16 protein-coding genes are annotated in these 18,083 nt (G+C 67.3%); 13 read left to right on the top strand and 3 right to left on the bottom strand.

Annotated features, from left to right (window positions below):
* Positions 1-59 precede the first annotated feature (59 nt).
* The 10 genes from yaaA (at position 60) to ACSFCA_RS05645 (ending at position 9,725) form a co-directional block, all read left to right on the top strand.
* The gene (gene yaaA / locus ACSFCA_RS05690) at positions 60-842 is read left to right on the top strand and encodes a peroxide stress protein YaaA (RefSeq protein ID WP_435458907.1); all 783 of its coding nucleotides are present in this window, start codon (positions 60-62) and stop codon (positions 840-842) included.
* The gene (locus ACSFCA_RS05685) at positions 842-1,684 is read left to right on the top strand and encodes a 2OG-Fe(II) oxygenase (RefSeq protein WP_435458906.1); all 843 of its coding nucleotides are present in this window, start codon (positions 842-844) and stop codon (positions 1,682-1,684) included. Before yaaA ends, ACSFCA_RS05685 begins: the two co-directional genes overlap by 1 nt.
* Before the next feature lie 29 nt (positions 1,685-1,713).
* Entirely contained in the window at positions 1,714-2,625 is a 912-nt protein-coding gene (locus ACSFCA_RS05680; RefSeq protein ID WP_435458905.1) for an alpha/beta fold hydrolase, read from the top strand.
* A complete protein-coding gene (gene queF / locus ACSFCA_RS05675; protein ID WP_435458904.1) occupies positions 2,622-3,491 on the top strand; it encodes an NADPH-dependent 7-cyano-7-deazaguanine reductase QueF in 870 nt (289 codons plus the stop codon). Before ACSFCA_RS05680 ends, queF begins: the two co-directional genes overlap by 4 nt.
* A 118-nt stretch (positions 3,492-3,609) precedes the next feature.
* A complete protein-coding gene (locus tag ACSFCA_RS05670; RefSeq protein WP_435458903.1) occupies positions 3,610-4,539 on the top strand; it encodes an SDR family NAD(P)-dependent oxidoreductase in 930 nt (309 codons plus the stop codon).
* Between the two features lie 79 nt (positions 4,540-4,618).
* Positions 4,619-5,509: a LysR family transcriptional regulator gene (locus ACSFCA_RS05665; RefSeq protein ID WP_435458902.1), complete on the top strand. Its 891-nt coding sequence runs from the start codon at positions 4,619-4,621 to the stop codon at positions 5,507-5,509.
* Between the two features lie 13 nt (positions 5,510-5,522).
* Positions 5,523-6,410, top strand: coding sequence for a LysR family transcriptional regulator (locus ACSFCA_RS05660; protein WP_097199882.1), 888 nt, complete (start codon positions 5,523-5,525; stop codon positions 6,408-6,410).
* 99 nt (positions 6,411-6,509) lie between these two features.
* Positions 6,510-7,664, top strand: coding sequence for a mandelate racemase/muconate lactonizing enzyme family protein (locus tag ACSFCA_RS05655; protein WP_435458901.1), 1,155 nt, complete (start codon positions 6,510-6,512; stop codon positions 7,662-7,664).
* A gap of 36 nt (positions 7,665-7,700) precedes the next feature.
* Positions 7,701-8,684, top strand: coding sequence for a Bug family tripartite tricarboxylate transporter substrate binding protein (locus tag ACSFCA_RS05650; RefSeq protein ID WP_435458900.1), 984 nt, complete (start codon positions 7,701-7,703; stop codon positions 8,682-8,684).
* Between the two features lie 321 nt (positions 8,685-9,005).
* On the top strand, positions 9,006-9,725 hold the full coding sequence (locus ACSFCA_RS05645) for an arylmalonate decarboxylase (protein ID WP_435458899.1): 720 nt from the start codon (positions 9,006-9,008) through the stop codon (positions 9,723-9,725).
* 6 nt (positions 9,726-9,731) lie between these two features.
* Here ACSFCA_RS05645 and ACSFCA_RS05640 read toward each other — a convergent pair whose 3' ends face one another.
* Genes ACSFCA_RS05640 through ACSFCA_RS05630 form a run of 3 tightly spaced genes read right to left on the bottom strand, consistent with a single transcriptional unit; the run spans position 9,732 to position 13,067 of the window.
* Positions 9,732-11,093 carry an MmgE/PrpD family protein gene (locus ACSFCA_RS05640; RefSeq protein WP_435458898.1) on the bottom strand — a complete coding sequence of 454 codons (1,362 nt, stop codon included), beginning with the start codon at positions 11,091-11,093 and terminating at the stop codon, positions 9,732-9,734.
* Positions 11,094-11,107: 14 nt separating this feature from the next.
* On the bottom strand, positions 11,108-12,271 hold the full coding sequence (locus ACSFCA_RS05635) for an acyl-CoA dehydrogenase family protein (protein ID WP_093049052.1): 1,164 nt from the start codon (positions 12,269-12,271) through the stop codon (positions 11,108-11,110).
* A 13-nt stretch (positions 12,272-12,284) separates the two neighbouring features.
* Positions 12,285-13,067, bottom strand: a complete 783-nt coding sequence (locus ACSFCA_RS05630; protein WP_435458897.1) for a citryl-CoA lyase — start codon at positions 13,065-13,067, stop codon at positions 12,285-12,287.
* A gap of 107 nt (positions 13,068-13,174) precedes the next feature.
* Here ACSFCA_RS05630 and ACSFCA_RS05625 point away from each other — a divergent pair, with 107 nt between their 5' ends.
* From ACSFCA_RS05625 to ACSFCA_RS05615, 3 genes are read left to right on the top strand one after another with little or no spacing between them, the layout of a single operon-like run.
* Positions 13,175-15,502 (top strand): acyl-CoA dehydrogenase family protein, encoded by a 2,328-nt coding sequence (locus tag ACSFCA_RS05625; protein WP_435458896.1) that lies wholly within the window; start codon positions 13,175-13,177, stop codon positions 15,500-15,502.
* A 43-nt stretch (positions 15,503-15,545) separates the two neighbouring features.
* On the top strand, positions 15,546-16,532 hold the full coding sequence (locus ACSFCA_RS05620; protein WP_435458895.1) for a Bug family tripartite tricarboxylate transporter substrate binding protein: 987 nt from the start codon (positions 15,546-15,548) through the stop codon (positions 16,530-16,532).
* A gap of 3 nt (positions 16,533-16,535) precedes the next feature.
* Complete coding sequence (locus ACSFCA_RS05615; protein ID WP_435458894.1) at positions 16,536-18,050, top strand: class I adenylate-forming enzyme family protein; 1,515 nt, start codon at positions 16,536-16,538, stop codon at positions 18,048-18,050.
* The last annotated feature ends 33 nt before the right edge of the window (positions 18,051-18,083 follow it).

The raw sequence follows: 18,083 nt of genomic DNA, 5'->3' as shown, positions 1-18,083 counted from the left end.
GATAGCCCGCGATTTTACCGGGGCGGCCTGGCGTCACGGCAGCCACTGATAATTCCGGCATGCTCTTCCTGCTTTCCCCTGCAAAGTCGCTCGATTACGACACCCCGCTCCCCTCCGAACTCCCCTCCACCCAACCCCATTTCGAGTCTCCGCGCGGCCCCTCGGTCGAGCTGATCAAGCTGCTGCGCGAGAAGTCGCCCCAGCAGATTTCTGAGCTCATGCACCTGTCGGACAGGCTCTCGGCCCTGAACGTGGCCCGCTACGAGGCCTGGTCCAGCAAGAGCAGCGCGAAGAATGCCCGCCAGGCTGCCTTTGCCTTCGACGGTGACGTCTACGGCGGCCTCGACGCTCGCACGCTCACGAGGGCGCAGCTCGACTGGGCGCAAGACCACGTCTGCATCCTCAGCGGCCTCTACGGCCTGCTGCGCCCGCTCGACCTGCTGCAGCCCTACCGCCTCGAAATGGGCACGTCGCTCGCCAACCGCCACGGCAAGGACCTCTACGCCTTCTGGGGCTCGCGCATCGCCGAGCACCTGAACGAGCGCCTGGCGGCCGACCGCACCCCGGTGGTCGTCAACGTCGCCTCGCAGGAGTACTTCAAGTCGGTCGACAAGAAGGTGCTCAAGGCCCGTGTGGTCGAATGCGTGTTCGAGGAGTGGAAGGGCGACAAGTACAAGATCGTGAGCTTCTTCGCCAAGCGAGCCCGCGGGCTGCTGGCGCGCTGGGCCGTGCAGCACAAGGCGGCCACGCCCAAGGCACTGGAAAAGTTCGACCTCGAGGGTTATGGTTTCGACGCCGATGTGTCCACAGCCGAAAGGCTGGTGTTCAGGAGAAAAGTCTGATGTCCCAACCAATCAGTCCGGAACTGCGCGAGTGGCTGGTGGCCCAGCTCGCGGCCGGGCACTCGGTGCCGGCGCTGCGTGCGTCCATGCGCGCGGCCGGCTGGCACGATGCCGCCGCCGACACGGCGCTGGCCCAGCTCGAAGCCGGCTTCCCCAATGTGGAAGTGGCCTTGCCGCCCGTGCACACCGAAATGCCCGGGCCCGACCTCGACGGCGCGCCGCTGCACCTCGATGCGGGCGACCGGCAAGTGCAGGTGCTGCAGACCATGCGGCATCCGCGCGTCATCGTCTTCGGCAACCTGCTGTCTGGCGAAGAGTGCGAAGGCCTGATCGCGGCTGCGCGCGTGCGACTCGCCCGTTCGCTCACCGTTGAGACGCGCACCGGCGGCGAGGTGCTGAACGTCGACCGCACCAGCGACGGCATGTTCTTCGAGCGCGGCGAGAACGAGATCGTCGCGCGGCTGGAGCAGCGCATCGCGATGCTGCTGCGCTGGCCGCTCGAATTCGGCGAAGGCCTGCAGATCCTGCGCTATGCCCCCGGCGCGCAGTACCGCCCGCACTACGACTACTTCGACCCGAACGAGCCGGGCACGCCCACCATCCTCAAGCGTGGCGGCCAGCGCGTTGCCACGCTCGTGATGTACCTGCAGGAGCCCGAAGGCGGCGGCGCCACCACCTTCCCCGACGTGGGCCTCGAAGTGACGCCCGTGCGCGGCTGCGGCGTGTTCTTCAGCTACGACCGGCCCGACCCCGTCACCCGTACCCTGCACGGCGGCGCGCCGGTGCTGGCGGGCGAGAAGTGGGTCGCCACCAAGTGGCTGCGCGAGCGCGAGTTCAAGTAGAAGACCAAGGAAAGAAGACCAGGGAACCAATGAAAGTCACCGCCAACGGGCTGCAGATCGAAGTCGACGACACCGGAGGCGAAGGGCGCCCAGTCATCCTGCTCATCATGGGCCTGGGCATGCAGCTGGTGGCGTGGCCCACCGGCTTCGTGCAGCAACTGGTGGAGGCGGGTTTTCGCGTGGTGCGCCACGACAACCGCGACATCGGCCTGAGCCAGGGCTTCGACCATGCAGGCGTCGGCAACCTGGTGTGGGAAACGATTCGCCACCGCCTCGGCCTGAAGGTGCGCTCGGCCTACACCCTGCAGGACATGACTCTCGACTCGCTCGGCGTGCTCGACGCGCTGGGCATAGCCAAGGCCCACATCGTCGGCGCCTCCATGGGCGGCATGATTGCCCAGCGCCTGGCCGCCACCGCGCCGCAGCGCGCGACCAGCCTCGTGAGCATCATGAGTTCGAGCGGTGCGCGCGGCCTGCCCGGCCCGCGCCGCGAAGTCACCTCCATGCTCATGCGCCGTCCGTCGGGCAACAGCGAGCCCGAACTGGTCGCGCACAGCATCAGGCTGCTGCGGCTCATCCAGAGCCCCGCCTACCCGCAGACCGACGAAGAACTGGCCGAGCGCCTTACCTTCGGCATGCGGCGCTCGTACCACCCGGCCGGCCTGATGCGGCAGATGCTGGCCATCGGCGCCGATGCCGACCGCCCCCAGGTGCTGCCGCGCATCCAGTCGCCCACGCTGGTGCTGCACGGCGAGGCCGATGCGCTCGTGCCCATCGCCTGCGGGGAGGACACTGCCAAACGCATTCCGGGCTCGAAATTCGTCCCCATTCCCGGCATGGGCCATGACCTGCCGCCCGAGGTGTGCACCATCCTCGCCAACCACATTGCTCCGTTCGCGCATGCGGCCGAAGTCAAGGTATCCAGAGAAGCCAAGCCATGAGCCACGACCCGACGAACCCCAACACGCCCGAGCAATCGCAGCTCGGCCGCGCCTCGGCCTACGCCGACCACTACGACCCTACGCTGCTGTTCCCCATCGCGCGCGCCACGCAGCGCGAGGCCATGGGCATCAAGACCGGCGCCTTGCCGTTCTTCGGCGCCGACCTGTGGAGCGCCTTCGAAGTGAGCTGGCTCAACCTGCGCGGCAAGCCGCAGCTGGCCATCGCGCACTTCACCATTCCGTGCGAGACGCCCAACATCATCGAGAGCAAGAGCTTCAAGCTCTATCTCAACAGCTTCAACAACAGCCAGTTCGCGAGCATCGATGCGGTGCGTGAGCGCCTGCGCGCCGACCTGTCCGAAGCCGCATGGCGCGGCAGCGACCAGTCGGCCGGCATCGGCGTGAAGCTGCTGGCGCCCGACATGTTCGACCGCGAGCCGGTGCACGAACTCGACGGCCTCGACCTCGACCGCCTCGACATCGAGTGCACCCACTACCAGCCCGCGCCCGAACTGCTGAGCAGCGACACCACGCAGGCCCCGGTGAACGAAACCCTCACCAGCCGTCTGCTCAAGAGCAACTGCCTCGTCACCGGCCAACCTGACTGGGGCAGCGTGCAGATCCGCTACAGCGGGCCACCCATCGACCAGGCCGGGCTGCTCGCGTACATCGTGAGCTTTCGCAACCACAACGAATTCCACGAGCCCTGCGCCGAGCGCATGTTCACGGACATCTGGAACCGCTGCAAGCCGACCAAGCTCATGGTGTATGCGCGCTATACGCGGCGCGGCGGGCTGGACATCAATCCGTTCCGCACGAGTTCGCCGCAGGCGCTGCCGTTGAATATCCGTACGGCGCGGCAATAGGCCGAAGCTTCCCTTAAGCCCCTCTTCGGAAACCCGAAACCCGCTCCTGTCCCGCCTGTGGCATTCTGAAATTCGCCCGCGAACCCGCGGTCGAACGAACATCCGGAGCAGAGACAACATGGTTGAAGGAAAAGTGGTCGTCGTCACGGGCGCGGGCGGCGGCATCGGGCGCGACATTGCGCTGGCCATGGCGGCCCACGGCGCGAAGGTGGTGGTCAACGACATCGGTGCCGCGCTCGATGGCGCACTCGACGCCGAAGGCGGCGGCCCAACCCGCAGCGCAGGCCCTGCCCAGCAGGTGGTCGACGAGATTCGCGCGGCCGGCGGGCAGGCCGTGCCCAACACCGACAACGTGGCCGACGCCGCCAGCGTGGCGCGCATCGTGCAGTGCGCGGTCGACAGCTTCGGGCGCATCGATGTGGTGGTCAACAACGCAGGCATCCTGCGCGACCGCTTCTTTCACAAGATGTCGGCCGATGAGTGGGACTCGGTGCTCAAGGTGCACCTGTACGGCTCCTACTACGTGAGCCGCGCAGCAGCCACGCACTTCAAGGAGCAGAACTCGGGCGCGCTGGTGCACATGACATCGACCTCGGGCCTCATCGGCAACTTCGGCCAGGCCAACTACTCGGCCGCCAAGCTCGGCATCGTGGCGCTGTCGAAGTCGATTGCACTCGACATGCAGAAATTCAACGTGCGCTCCAACTGCATCGCACCTTTCGCCTGGAGCCGCATGATCGGCGCCATTCCCACCGACACCGACGAGCAGCGCGCCCGCGTCGACAAGATCAAGCAGATGACGCCAGCCAAGGTCGCGCCGCTTGCGGTGTATCTCGCGAGCGATGCGGCCGGCGCGGTCAACGGCCAGATCTTTTCGGTGCGCAACAACGAAATTTCGCTCATCAGCCAGCCGCGCCCGGTGCGCTCCATCCACCGCTCCGAGGGCTGGACGCCGCAGAGCATTGCCGAGCACGCCATGCCCGCGATGCGCGCCAGCTTCTTCCCGCTGGACCGCTCGGCCGACGTGTTCAGCTGGGACCCGGTCTGAGGACAAACCCGCAAGAGGGCGTACGCGGCACCATTCGCCGGACAATGCGCGTTCCCTTCCTCTTTGATGCCCGCGCCCGGTGAACCTGCACTTCGACCTGTTCGACCTGAAACTGTTCGTCTACGTGGCGGACGCGCGCAGCCTCACGCGCGGCGCCGAGAAGGTCTGCATCTCGCTGGCCGCCGCCTCCACCCGCATCAAGCAGATGGAAGAGGCCGTGGGCGGCAAGCTGCTGCACCGTAGCGCGCAGGGCGTGAGCCTCACGGCTGCGGGGCAGGCGGTGCTGTACCACGCCAAGCGCGTGATGCAGCAGATGGAGCACCTGCGCTGCGACATGCAGGATTTCGGCAAGGGCATCAAGGGCCACGTGCGCGTGTTCGCCAACACCACCTCGATCACCGAATACCTGCCGCAGAAGCTGGCCGGCTTTCTCACGCAGCATCCCGCCGTGCAGGTCGACCTGCGCGAATACCTGAGCGAAGAGATCGTGCGCGCGGTGGCCGACGGCGAGGCCGACATCGGCATCCTTGCTGGCGACGTGCACACGGGCGATTTCGATGCGCGCCCGTTTGGCAGCAACCAGCTCGTGCTGGTCGTGCCCACCACGCACCACCTTGCGGGTGCGTCTTCGGTGGCCTTTGCCGACACGCTCGACGAGCAGCACGTGGGCCTGCACCACGGCAGCGCCATCCACCGCTTCCTGCAGCGTCGCGCGGAGCTGGCGGGGCGGGGCTTCAACCCGCGCATCCAGGTCAGCAGCTTCGAGGCCATCTGCCTGATGATCGAAGCGGGCGTGGGGGTCGGCGTGCTGCCGGCGTCTTCCGCGCAAAGGCTGTCGATGGCGATGCGCATCTCGACCGTGGCGCTCAGCGATGCCTGGGCCGAGCGCGAGCTGAAGCTGATTGCGCGCAATCGCGAGCAGTTGCCGGCCTCAGCGCGCGAACTGTTCGATCACCTAGTCGCGCATTGAGGGCGCTCACGCCATGTCTGCCGACCTGAAGTCGCTGCGCCTGTTCGTGGCCGTGGCCGACCACGGCAGCATCAGCGAGGGCGCCAAGCGCTGTCACATCGCGCTCGCGGCGGCCAGCAAGCGCATCTCCGATCTCGAAGCCCGCGCGCGGTTGCCGCTGCTGGTGCGCCATGCACGCGGCGTCACGCTCACGTCGGCGGGGCATGGCCTGCTGCTGCATGCGCGCGCGGTGCTCTCGGCCATGGACCGGCTCGGCGCCGAGCTCGACGATTTCCAGAACGGCGTGGCGGGCGTGGTCAGCATCACGGCCAATGCATCGACCATCGCGCAGTTTCTGCCGGCGCAGATCGGCTCCTTCCTGCGTCTGCACCCGGTGCTGAAGATCGACCTGCAGGAGCGCGCCAGCACCGAGGTGGTGAAGGCCGTGCAGGCCGGCCTAGCCGACATCGGCGTGATCGAGGGCAACACGCCTGCCGACGGCCTCGAATGCCTGCCCTATCGAAACGACGAGCTGGCCGTGGTGATCGCGCGCGACCACCCGCTGGCGCGGCGCAAGCGCATCGATGTAGACGAGGTGCTGCGCCATGACCATATCGTGGTGCGCGAAGGCACGGCCCTGCACCGCGTGCTGCTGGCCGCCGCTCTGGAGGCGCAAGTGCCGCTCAAGGTGCGCATGCAGGTGGGCAGCTTCGACATGGTGTGCCGCATGGTGGAGCAGGGCGTGGGCATCGGCGTGCTGCCCTATGCGGCCATCCTGCCGCAGCTGCAGATACTGAAGCTGCGCTGCCTGAAGCTCGATGCGCCCTGGGCCATGCGCCGCCACCTGCTGTGCGTGCGCAGGCAGCAGGACCTGACCGTGGCCGCGCGCTCGGTGCTGGAGCACTTGGGCCGGCCCGACTGAGCACGAGCCTTCGCGCCGCGCGAAGCCTCGCGCCCGCCAAAAACGAATTGTTCTCCCGCGGCCCGCGCGCAAAGATCGCGCAAACCAAAGGAGACACCCTTGAAGATCGTTCGCGTCAGCGCCACGCCGCTGAACATCCCCGTCACCATCGACGTGGTCGGCCTGAACAAGCAAACCTCGCTGTCTCTGTGCCTCACAGAGATCGAGACCGACACCGGCCTCGTCGGCCACGGCATGACTGCCATCACCGAGGAAGAAATCGTCGCCGCAGCCGTGCGCGAAGTGGCCGGCCCTGCACTCATCGGCGAAGACCCGATGGCCACCGAGCGCTTGTGGGAGAAGCTCTATTGGCTGCTCTCGCCGCGCGGCCAGACCGGCTACGCCAGCCACACCATCGCCGCGCTCGACATCGCGCTGTGGGACATCAAGGCCCGCGCGCTGGGCCAGCCGCTGTGGCGCCTGCTCGGTGGTGCGCGCGCCAAGGTGCCGGTGTACGCCACCTTCGGGTTCGGCTTCTTCGAGCGCGACCAGCTCGCGGCCGCCGCCAAGCTGTGGGTCTCGCAGGGCTTCCAGCGCCTGAAGATGACCGTCGGCAACCACGCGCTCGCGCGCCGCGACGAGCCGCGCCCGCTCGACGAAGTCATCGCCGAAGACGTGCGCCGCGTCGCGGCCGTGCGCGAGGCCGTGGGCCCCGACGTGAAGCTGTACGTCGACGCCAACTGCGGCCTCGACCTGTTCCATGCCACCGAACTGGCACACCGCATCGAGCCCTACGGCATCAGCTTCTTCGAGGAGCCGCTCACGCAGAACGACGTGCACCAGATGGCCCAGTTGCGTGCACGCACCCGCATTCCGCTCGCGTGCGGCCAGAACGAAGGCCTGGCCTTCCGCTTCCGCGATCTGCTGGTGAATCAAGCGGCCGACGTACTGCAGCCCAACGTGACCATCTCGGGCGGCTATTCGCAGTGCCTGAAGATCGCGGGCATGGCACAGGCCTTCAACGTGCCCATCGACAACGGCGGCGCCTGGCCCTTCCACAACATGCATCTGCACGCGGGTGTGTCGAATGGCGGGCTGGTCGAGTACCACTATGTCGCGGTGCAGATGCTCAAGCAGATCTTCGACGGCCTGCCGGTGCCCGAGCAGGGCTGGCTCACGCTGCCCGAGACGCCAGGCCTGGGCTTTGCACCCAATGCCGAGCGCGTGCGCGAGCTGGCGAAGCTGCCGACCTCGCACGGCAAGGGCAAGGCCTGAGCCGCCCTGCGAATCAAAAAATAAGACGGAGACACGATGAGAGCCAGACAAGCGATTCGCGCGGCAGTGGCCCTGGGCCTTATCGGCGCACTGCTCGCCACGCCCATGGCCTGGGCCCAGAAATATCCCGACAAGCCCATTCGTCTCGTGGTCGGCTACTCGGCCGGCGGCGGCGTCGATGCCGCCGCGCGGCTGCTGAGTTCGCGTCTTTCCACGGTGCTGGGCCAGCAGGTGATGGTCGAGAACCGCACCGGCGCCACCGGCATCATCGCCGCCGACTTCGTTGCCAAGGCGGCGCCCGATGGCTACACGCTGATGATGGGCGAGAGCGCACTGCTGATCGCCAAGCTGCTGCAGCCGAAGATCCCGATCGATCCGCTGACCAGCTTCAAGCCGGTGGCGGGCGCGTTCATCGCGCCGCTGATGATCGTCACCGGCAACGACTTTCCTGCGAAGACGCCGGCCGAACTGGTCGCGCAGCTCAAGGAGAATCCGGGCCGCTTCTCTTTCGGCACCTCGGGCGTGGGCACCGTGCAGCACCTGGGCTTCGAGATGCTCAAGCAGTCCACCGGCAGCCTGGCGGTGCATGTGCCGTACCGCGGCGCCGCGCAGATCGTGCCCGACGTGATCGGCGGGCAGATTCCCATCGGCGTGGTGAGTGCCACGGCCGGCATGGCGCAGGCCAAGGCGGGCAAGCTGCGCGCTCTGGCGTTGATGAACACCGCCAAGCTCGAAGGTGTGGAGAGCGTTCCGCCGCTGGCCGATGCGGTGCCGGGTTTCGACGTGGCGCCGCGCATCTTCGTGCTTGCACCGGCCGGGACACCGAACGAGATTGTCGAAAAGCTTTCGGCGGCTGTGAAGGCGGTGCTCGATACGCCCGAGGCCGTCGCTGCCGCCGCTGCACAAGGCACGCTGCGCGCTTACGTCACGCCGGCCCAGCTTGGCAAGGACATGGCCGAGGAGACTGCGCGCTGGAAACGCATCATTGCCGAGCAGCACATCGTGGCGGAAGGGAACTAGGGTGAAACCTTGCCCTTCGATTCGCTGCGTTTTTTCGGGGCGCGCTCACGCCGACGGCGTGCTCTGCTCCGCGAATGTCCCCCGGCCTGCGGCCTCCTCCTTTATTTCGCTGCGCAGAGCACACCATCGACGTGATCGATGGACGCAGCGTTTGATCCGGCGGCACAACGACTGCGCTCATGTGCGAATGGCATCGGGTGCTCCCCGCAGCGAAATAAAGGAGGAGGCCGCAGGCCGGGGGACATTCGCGGAGGGGAGTACCCGGTGTCATTCGTACGCACCCTGAACACAAGCAACACATCACTCCACGGAGCCACTGAAATGAAGCAACCCCACCTGGGCCTGATAGTCCCCCCCGCAGCCGGCGCGGTGCCGGTTGACGGCCCGCTGCTCTACGGCGACCGCATCCGCTTCAGCGCGCGCGGCCTCGGCCTTGGAGAAATCTCCACACGCGGCTACACCGAAGTGATCGACTCGGTGGTCGAAAAGGCGTTGGCGCTCAAGGAGGAGGGCGTGACCGCGGTCTCGCTCATGGGTACATCGCTGAGCTTCTTTCGTGGCGCGGCTTTCAACCGGCAGCTCGAGATCGAGATGGCGCGCGCCACCGGCTTGCCCTGTACCACGATGAGCAATGCCATCGTCAACGGCCTGCGCCACATGAAGGTGCGGCGCGTGGCGGTGGCCACCGCCTATATCGATGAAGTCAACGTGCACTTGCAAAAGTACCTGGAGCAGAGCGACTTCGAGCCGCTGGCGCTCGAAGGCCTTTCCATCTCCGACGTGCAGGCGGTCGGCAAAGTGCCGACGCGGGAACTGGTCGACCTGTGCGTCAAGGTGTTCGAGGCGCAACCCGGCGCTGACGGCGTCCTGATCTCGTGCGGCGGACTCGTAACGCTCGACGCAGTGCGCGAGGTCGAAGCCCGTCTGCAGGTGCCCGTGGTGTCCAGTTCGCCCGCTGGCTTCTGGGATCTGGTGCGCACCGCGGGACTCGATGCGCGCTCGCCGGGCTGGGGGCGGCTCTTCGCCTGGAGCCTCGTCTGAGCCCTTTCAGGCCAGCCAGCGTTCCACGCGCGGCGTGTCGGCCAGTTGCCAGATGCGCTTGCACAGCGCCTTCGCTTCGTCGGCCGTCGCGCCTTCGCCGTAGTACGCCAGGCGCTGCATCTTGTCTTCGATCTCCGCGCGGTTCAGGCTGTTGCCGGGGTCGCCCTTGGGTTCGTCCACGCGGCCTTGCAGCGTGCGGCCGTCGGTGGTCTGCACGCTGACCTTGCCGATCCAGCGTGCGGGGTAGGCGGTGTCGACTTCTTCGTCGAGCTGCATCGTCACCTTGTCGCGGAAGGCAGAGACCTCGGGCGCTAGAAAGTCGCGGTCGAACTCGCCGAGACCCGCGCGGCCGTGCACGGCGATGAGGCCCAACACTGTGCCCATCGAGAACTTGCCCTGGTGCACGGTGGCCGGCACGGTCACGCGGCCGAGCACGTCGATGGCGCCCTGGTGCACGTGCGTGGTCACGTGCGACACGTCGGTGGGCTTCAGCTTGTTCTGCGTCATCACCTGCAACAGCGCGTCGGCGGCGGGGTGGGTGTGGCGGCAGGAGGCGTGGTATTTGAAGGAGGTCTCGGCCAGCGTCCAACGCGTGCCGAGGCCGTCGGTGAGCTTTGCCGGGTCTGCATCGCTCGACATGCCGGCGCCCAGGCCCTGCGCGCCTTCGAGGATCTTCGCCGCGCCGGTGAAGCCGTCCTGAGCTAAGTAAGCCGACATCAGCCCGCTTGCTGCGGCATGCGCGCAGTGCAGTTGCTTGGAGTCAGCCGCGTCGCGCAGGAACTCCCACACTCCGGCCGATTGGGTGCCGGCCGAGCCGAAGGCATGCAGCATCTGTTGCGGCGTGAGGTCCAGCAAACGGCCCACTGCGGCGGCGGCTGCGAGCGTGCCTGCCGTCGCGGTCGTGTGGAAGGTCTTGTAGTGCGAGCGGCCGAGGAATTCGCCGACACGGATGCCAACCTCGTAGCCCGCGACAACAGCGGTCAGCAGTTGCGCACCGCTCGCTCCGATGCTCTGCGCAACGGCGAGTGCTGGCGCAATGACGACTGCCGCCGGGTGGAACACCGAGCCGTTGTGCACATCGTCCTGCTCCACGAAATGCGAGGCCGCTGCATTGACCAGTGCCGCGAACACAGGCGAGCTGGTGCGGCGCGAAGTCAGTATCTCGCTGGGCCCGTCAGCGGGGCCCATCATCTGCGCGAAGCGTTCGATGCTGCGCACCGGCCGTGCCGTGCGGGCCGCGAGCACGGAGCCCAGCCAGTCGAGCATCAGGTCTTCGGTGCGGCGCAGCACTGGGGCAGGAATGTCGGCGAACTGCAGCTCGGCCGCGAAGGTCGCGAGCACTTTGCTCGGATGGTCGACTGGGTTCATGGCAATGAAGTCCTTCAGAACGAACGGGGCAGGCCGAGCATGTGCTCCGCCACATAGCTGAGGATGAGGTTCGTCGAAATCGGCGCCACCTGGTACAGCCGTGTCTCCCTGAATTTGCGCTCGATGTCGTATTCGCACGCAAAGCCGAAGCCCCCGTGGAACTGCAGGCAGGCATTGGCCGCCTCCCAGCTCGCCTTGGCCGCAAGGTACTTCGCCATGTTGGCCTGCGCGCCGCAGGGCTGGTGCGCATCGAACAGGCGACAGGCCTCATAGCGCATCAGGTTCGCCGCTTCTACTTCGATGAATGCCTCGGCGATCGGAAACTGCACGCCCTGGTTCTGACCGATGGGCCGGCCGAACACAACGCGCTCCTTGGTGTAGGCCGTCACACGGTCGATGAACCAGTAGCCGTCGCCAATGCATTCGGCCGCGATCAGCGTGCGCTCGGCGTTGAGTCCGTCGAGGATGTACTTGAAGCCCTGGCCTTCCTCGCCGATCAGATTCTCCGCCGGAATCTCGAGGTTCTCGAAGAACAGCTCGTTGGTCTCGTGGTTCACCATGTTCAGGATGGGCTGCACCGTGAGCCCCTTGCCGATGGCCTCGCGCAGGTCGACGATGAAGATCGACATGCCTTCGGACTTCTTCTTCACGTCCGCCAGCGGCGTGGTGCGCGCCAGCAAAATCATCAGGTCCGAATGCTGGATGCGCGAGATCCACACCTTCTGGCCGTTGATGACGTAGCGGTCACCCTTCTTCACCGCCGTGGTCTTGATCTTGGTGGTGTCGGTGCCGGTGGTGGGCTCGGTCACGCCCATCGACTGCAGGCGTAGCTCGCCGTTGGCGATCTTCGGCAGGTAGTTGCGCTTCTGCGCCTCGCTGCCGTGTCGCAGCAGCGTGCCCATGTTGTACATCTGGCCGTGGCAGGCGCCGGAGTTGCCGCCGCAGCGGTTGATTTCTTCCATGATCACCGAGGCCTCGGTCAGCCCCAGGCCCGAGCCGCCGTACTCCTGCGGGATCAGCGCGGCCATCCAGCCGGCCTTGGTGAGCGCGTCGACGAATTCGGCGGGGTAGCCGCGCGCCTCGTCGATCTTGCGGAAGTAGGCATCGGGAAACTGCGCGCAAAGGTCGCGCACGGCGTCGCGGATGTCGGGAAAGCTCTTGTCGTTGGCGTTGTTCATTGGTCGTTACTGCTCAGTCCTGGCGGGGGCCACCGGCTTCTTTTTCCACGCGTTGCCAGATCTCGATGGCCATCGGGTCGTCGATCTCTTCCAGGATGTGGCCCACGAGGCCGATGGCGCGCGCCATCACGCCGAAGCCGCGAATGATCTTCCACGGAAAGCCGAACTCGGCCGCAATCGCGCCAATGGCTCCGGTCGCGTTGATCGGCAGCGACTTGCCCGATACGCGCTCGGCTTCTTCCTGCACCGCCTGCATCAGCGCGACGTAGTGCGTGGAGAGCCCGTTCTCCGCCGCGATCTGAAAGAGGCGCGGCGTGCGTGGGTCGATGGGCTTGTGCAGCGGATGACCGAGGCCCGGCACGATCTGCTTGCGCGCGCGGTGGTCGGCCACGATGTCTTTTGCCATGTCGGCGAGCGGGCGCGTGGGCTTCTCGCCGAAGGGAATCGCTTCGTAGAGCATCTTGGCGGCGCCCTCGGTGCTGCCGACGAACACCGTGCCCAAGCCGCAAAGACCGGCTGCCACGGCGGCTTGCAGCGCTTCGGGTGCGCCGGCATAAGTGAGGCGCGCGGCCAGCGCGCTGGGCGTGATGCCGTGCTCCACCAGCGTAACGACGATGGCGTTGAACGTGACGGATTCCTGCGGCGTCGGGATGCGCCCGGTCAGCTCCAGGAAGGCCATGTCGCCGAGGTTGAGGTGGCCGAGGATTTCCGAAGGCAGGTCGCGCCCGCGCACGGTGATCTTGTCGGGCGTGCTGTGGCCCAGTTCGGTGTGCAGGGATTTCTTGATCTTGGTCATGGCAGCGAATCTAGCCCGCCCTCGCGCGGGGTGGTTCTCTGATTGCGAAACCCTCCCTTCGGCAAATGCAAATGCTCGTTGGCGGGGTCTTCAGGCACGCTGCGGCGATGGATCTTGAATCACTTTCGGCAGTGCGCGAATCGGCGCTCGACTACTTCGTTCGCAGTCGCGCCATCCAGCGGCGGCGCGCATGCATGGAACAACCTGATGCCGACGAGGCCGAAGGCTGGGGCGACGTCGTCGCGCTGGGCTGGCCCGGCATGCTGGCGCCCGAATCGGCTGGCGGGCTCGCGTTGGGGCTCGACGGCGCCGCGGAAATCCTGCGGGCCGCGGGTGAGCATGTCGCGCCCGAGTCGCTGCTGGCCGTGGCTGGCCTCAGCGCGCTGTTGTTGGCGCGGCTCGGCACGCCGGGCGCGGATGCCTTGCTCGCCGAACTGGTCGCGGGCCGCAGCCTGCCCGCGCTGGCATGGCAGGAAAGCGCGGGCGACCTGAGCGCGGTGCCGCTGGCCTGCGGCTGTGAGGCCCGGCCCGGGCACACAGGCGGCGTGCTGCTGCAAGGCGAAAAACTCATGGTGCTGCCCGGCGCGGCTGCCAGCGGCTGGCTGGTGTCGGCGCGCGGTGAAGACGACGCGGTGCTGCTGTGGGTGCCGCGCGGCACCGAAGGCGTGACGGAGGTGCTGGTGCCGCTGGTCGATGGCAGCAAGGCATCGAACCTGCGCTTCGAACAGGTCGCGCTGCCGGGTAGCGCAGTGCTGGCCGAAGGCCCGGCTGCGCAAGACGCCTTGCGCCATGCCCTCGCAGCCGGCCAGATACTGCAATCGGCCGAACTGCTGGGTGCGGGGCAGGCCATGCTGGCGCAGACGCTGGCCTACCTGCGCACCCGTTCGCAGTTCGGCAAGCCCATCGGCAGCTTTCAGGCGCTGCAGCACCGCTGCGTCGACATGTTCATCCACCTCGAAGTGGCACAGGCCACGTTGAACGAGGTGCTGGCTCTGGCGGCACAGGGTTTGCCGGCGGAGCGGATGGAAGCCGAGGCGAGCCGCGTCAACGCGCGCTGTACAGCTGCCGCACTACAGGCCTCCCGTGCGTCCGTGCAGTTGCATGGCGCCATCGGCTACACGCAGGAGTGCGACCTGAGCCTGTTCTACAAGCGCGTGCTGTGCCTGTCGGCCTGGCTGGGCAACGTCAGCGCGCACCAGCGCCGGCATGCGTCACTGTCGGGCGATGTGGAAGCCACGGTGGGTGCGGCCGAGTGGAGCGGCGAGTTTCCGCGCACCGCCGACTGGTCCGCTATGCCCGAGGCCGACTTCCGCCGCATGGTGCGCGCTTTCCTGCAGCAGCGCTATCCGCAGCAGCTGCGCTACCTCTCGCATCGGGCGCGCTGGGGCGAGATGCGCGAGTGGTATCTCACGCTGTCGGCGCAAGGCTGGATCGCGCCCGCATGGCCGCAGGCGCATGGCGGCATGGGCCTGCCGGCGGACAAGCTCATCGCGTGGATCGAGGAGCTGGAGCAGCACGGCGTGGCGCGCGCGCCCGACCAGGGCATCGTGATGATCGGACCGCTGCTCATCCAGCACGGCACGCCCGAGCAGCAGCAGCGCTTTCTGCCGCGCATTTTGAGCGGCGAGCATGTCTGGTGCCAGGGCTATTCGGAGCCCAATGCCGGTTCCGACCTGGCGGGCCTGCGCACCGAAGCCTTGCCTGCGCGCGATGCGCAAGGCGATCATTTCGTCGTCAACGGCCAGAAGATCTGGACCACGCTCGCGCAGGACGCCAACCACATCTTCATGCTCGTACGCACCGACAAGGACGCGCGCAAGCAGGAGGGCATCAGCTTCCTGCTGTGCGACCTGCGCACGCAGGGCATCACCATCCGGCCGATTCATACGCTGGCCGGCGAGCCCGAGTTCTGCGAAGTGTTCTTCGACAACGTGCGCGTGCCGGCAGAGAACCTCGTGGGCAAGCTGCATGGCGGCTGGACCATCGCGAAGGCACTGCTGGGCTTCGAGCGCATCTTCCTGGGCAGCCCCAAGCAGTCGCAGTACGCGCTGGGCCAGCTGGCGCGGCTGGCGCAGGCGCGGCGCCTGTTCGCCGACCCGGTGTTCGCGCAGCGCTTCGCGGCGCTGCGGCTCGACGTGCTCGACCTGTCGGCCGCCTACACGGGCTTCGCGAACATCGTGCGCGCCGGCAAGCCGCTGCCGGCTTCGGTGTCGCTGCTGAAGATCTGGGCGAGCGAGACCTATCACCGCATCGGTGCGTTGCTGGTCGAGGCGGGCGAAGAGCAGGGCGCCGTGGCCGGCGACCAGGTGCTCGACGGCCAGAGCTTCAACGTGCTCTCTCCGCTCATCGGCTCCACCGCCGCAATGATCTACGGCGGCACCAACGAGATACAGCGCAACATCCTCGCGCGGCAGGTTCTGGACTTGCCGGCCTGAGCGGTGCCGCAGCCGAAGAAATAAACAACAGGAGACAACGCTCATGACATCGACTCACTTCTCGCGCCGCCAACTGATGGCCGCGATGGCAGGCAGCGCGGCGCTGGCCACACTGCCGCATCGTGCTTTCGCGCAGCAGCCCCTGCCGCCGCTCATCAAGCTGGTGGTCGGCTATTCGGCTGGCGGCCCAGTCGACGGCGCCGCGCGCCTGCTCGCGCCCGCACTGAGCCAGGAACTGGGCACGCAGGTCATCGTCGACAACCGCCCTGGCGCCAGCGGCTCGCTGGGCGGCGACGCGGTCGCCAAGGCTGCGCCCGACGGCACGATGCTGTTCTTCGGCGCGAGCCCGACCATCACCATCAACCCGAACGTGCAGCGCAAGATGGCCTTCGACCCGATGAAGGACCTGACGCCCATCGCACCGCTGGTGGACTACACCAACGTGCTCGTCATCAACAACGAAGTGCCGGTGCGCAACCTCGCCGAGCTGCTGGCCTACGCGAAGGCGCGGCCCGGCAAGGTGTTCTACGGCTCGGCGGGCGTGGGCGCGTCCAACCACCTGAGCGGCGCGCTGCTGGAGAAGATGACCGGCGTGCAGCTCACGCACGTGCCCTACAAGGGCAGCGCACCGGCGCTCGCCGACGTGATGGGCGGCACCGTGACCATGATGTTCGACATCATCGCCACCTCGAAGCCCTTCATCCAGACGGGCAAGGTGCGCGCGCTGGCCGTTACCTCGCGCCAGCGCAACCGCATGCTGCCCGATGTGCCGACCATGATCGAGTCGGGCGTGCCCGGCTATGACGTGGGCGGCTGGTTCGGCCTCTACGGCCCGGCGCGCATGGACCCGGCGCTGGTCGCGCGCGTGAACGCCGCGGCGCAGAAGATGCTGGCGCGCGAAGACATCGCGAACCGGCTGCGCGAGCAGGGCTACGACGTGTGGTCTGGTGCGGCTGATCTGCTGGCGACAAAGGGCAAGTCAGACCGCCAGCTCTGGGCGACGGCGTCCAAGGGCATCGAGGCGGAATAGACGATGCAGAAAATTCATCAGTTGTTGGAGGCACGCGCGGCTCGCACGCCGGAGGCTGTCTTTCTTTTCGAACCCGGTGCAACGACGACGTATGCGGCGCTGCAATCGATGGTCGATGCCGCCACAAACGACCTGCTGGTCGCCGGCGTGAGGCCGACCGACCGCGTGGTGCTGGTGGCCGAGAACTGCGCCGCGCATATCGCGCTGCTCATGGCCTGCAGCCGCGTCGGGGCGTGGTCGTGCGGCGTGAATGCGCGCATGTCGCCGGGTGAGGTCGCGGCCATTGCCGAGCGTGCGGATGGGCGGCTTTGCTACTTCACGACCGGGGTATCCGAAGCCGCTGAAAAGCATGCGCAGAGGGCCAGCGCGATGCCGTCCGCGCTACCGGGCGTGATGCGCTCGACGGTGCGCGACGAAGCGCGTACCGAGCCCGATCCGGCATTGGCCGACACGGCCGCCATCATCTTCACTTCCGGTACCTCAGGCACGCCCAAGGGCGTGATGGTGTCGCACCGCGGCCTGCTGCATTTCGGCCGCGTCTCGGCCCAGGTGCGAGCCCTGAGCGAGCATGACCGCGCCTATGCCTTCCTGCCGATGACGCACATCTTCGGCATCGGCACGGTGCTGATGGCCGCGCTCACGGGCGGTGCCGCGCTGGTGCTGCGCGGCAGCTTCTCGCCGGCCGATATGCTGCAGGCGCTGGCGCACGAGCAGGTGTCGAACCTGCTCGGGCCGCCGACGATGTATGCGCGCCTGCTGGCCCACATCGAGGCGGAGGGTGTGGCGCCGCGCTTTCCGCAGTTGCGCTACGTCTACACCGGCTCTGCGCCGCTCGACCCGGCGCTCAAGCAGCGCGTGGAGCAGTTGTTCGGCCAGCCGCTGCACTATGGCTACGGGCTGTCGGAGTACGCGGGCTCGGTGTTTCTCACGCGCACCGAATCGCCGCGCGCGGACACCTCGGCGGGCTACGCGGTGGAAGGCGGAGAGGCCCGCATCGTGACCCTCGACGGCAACGACGCCGCGCCCGGCGATACCGGCGAGATTTGGCTGCGCGGCCCCGGCCTCATGCTCGGCTACTTCCGCGACGCCGCTGCCACGGCGCAGGTGATGCGCCCCGGCGGCTGGTACGCCACCGGCGATCTCGGGCGCTTCGGCAGCGACGGTGCGCTGTTCGTGGTCGGCAGGCTGAAGGAAATGATCATCCGTTCGGGCTTCAACGTGTACCCGGCGGAAATCGAGGCGGTGATCGGCCGTTTCGACGGCGTGCACCTGTGCGCGGTGGTCGGCGTGCCCGAGGCCGATGGCAACGAGCAGGTCGTCGCCTTCGTCGAGCTGAAACCCGGCGCCGCGCTCGACGAAGCGGCTCTGCGCGCGCACCTTGTCGAGCACCTGTCGCCTTACAAACGCCCGGCCCGCATCGAGGTGATCGATGCGATGCCCACCACGGCCAATGGGAAGCTGCTCAAGCGCGAATTGCAGGCGCGTTGCGCGCCGTTTTCGGACATTCCCAACCGGTGAGCGGGGCCATCGTAGGCACGCTCCTACACCCGC

Source organism: Variovorax multivorans, assembly GCF_051216835.1.
Classification (GTDB): domain Bacteria; phylum Pseudomonadota; class Gammaproteobacteria; order Burkholderiales; family Burkholderiaceae_C; genus Variovorax.
This window is presented reverse-complemented; position numbering and strand designations above follow the sequence as displayed.

Coding starts and splice junctions, on each gene's coding strand:
- ACSFCA_RS05630 (WP_435458897.1), bottom strand. CDS start 13,067: ATGACCAAGATCAAGAAATCCCTGCACACCGAACTGGGCCACAGCACG.
- ACSFCA_RS05670 (WP_435458903.1), top strand. CDS start 3,610: ATGGTTGAAGGAAAAGTGGTCGTCGTCACGGGCGCGGGCGGCGGCATC.
- ACSFCA_RS05660 (WP_097199882.1), top strand. CDS start 5,523: ATGTCTGCCGACCTGAAGTCGCTGCGCCTGTTCGTGGCCGTGGCCGAC.
- yaaA (WP_435458907.1), top strand. CDS start 60: ATGCTCTTCCTGCTTTCCCCTGCAAAGTCGCTCGATTACGACACCCCG.
- ACSFCA_RS05650 (WP_435458900.1), top strand. CDS start 7,701: ATGAGAGCCAGACAAGCGATTCGCGCGGCAGTGGCCCTGGGCCTTATC.
- ACSFCA_RS05645 (WP_435458899.1), top strand. CDS start 9,006: ATGAAGCAACCCCACCTGGGCCTGATAGTCCCCCCCGCAGCCGGCGCG.
- ACSFCA_RS05680 (WP_435458905.1), top strand. CDS start 1,714: ATGAAAGTCACCGCCAACGGGCTGCAGATCGAAGTCGACGACACCGGA.
- ACSFCA_RS05615 (WP_435458894.1), top strand. CDS start 16,536: ATGCAGAAAATTCATCAGTTGTTGGAGGCACGCGCGGCTCGCACGCCG.
- ACSFCA_RS05625 (WP_435458896.1), top strand. CDS start 13,175: ATGGATCTTGAATCACTTTCGGCAGTGCGCGAATCGGCGCTCGACTAC.
- ACSFCA_RS05635 (WP_093049052.1), bottom strand. CDS start 12,271: ATGAACAACGCCAACGACAAGAGCTTTCCCGACATCCGCGACGCCGTG.
- queF (WP_435458904.1), top strand. CDS start 2,622: ATGAGCCACGACCCGACGAACCCCAACACGCCCGAGCAATCGCAGCTC.
- ACSFCA_RS05640 (WP_435458898.1), bottom strand. CDS start 11,093: ATGAACCCAGTCGACCATCCGAGCAAAGTGCTCGCGACCTTCGCGGCC.
- ACSFCA_RS05620 (WP_435458895.1), top strand. CDS start 15,546: ATGACATCGACTCACTTCTCGCGCCGCCAACTGATGGCCGCGATGGCA.
- ACSFCA_RS05685 (WP_435458906.1), top strand. CDS start 842: ATGTCCCAACCAATCAGTCCGGAACTGCGCGAGTGGCTGGTGGCCCAG.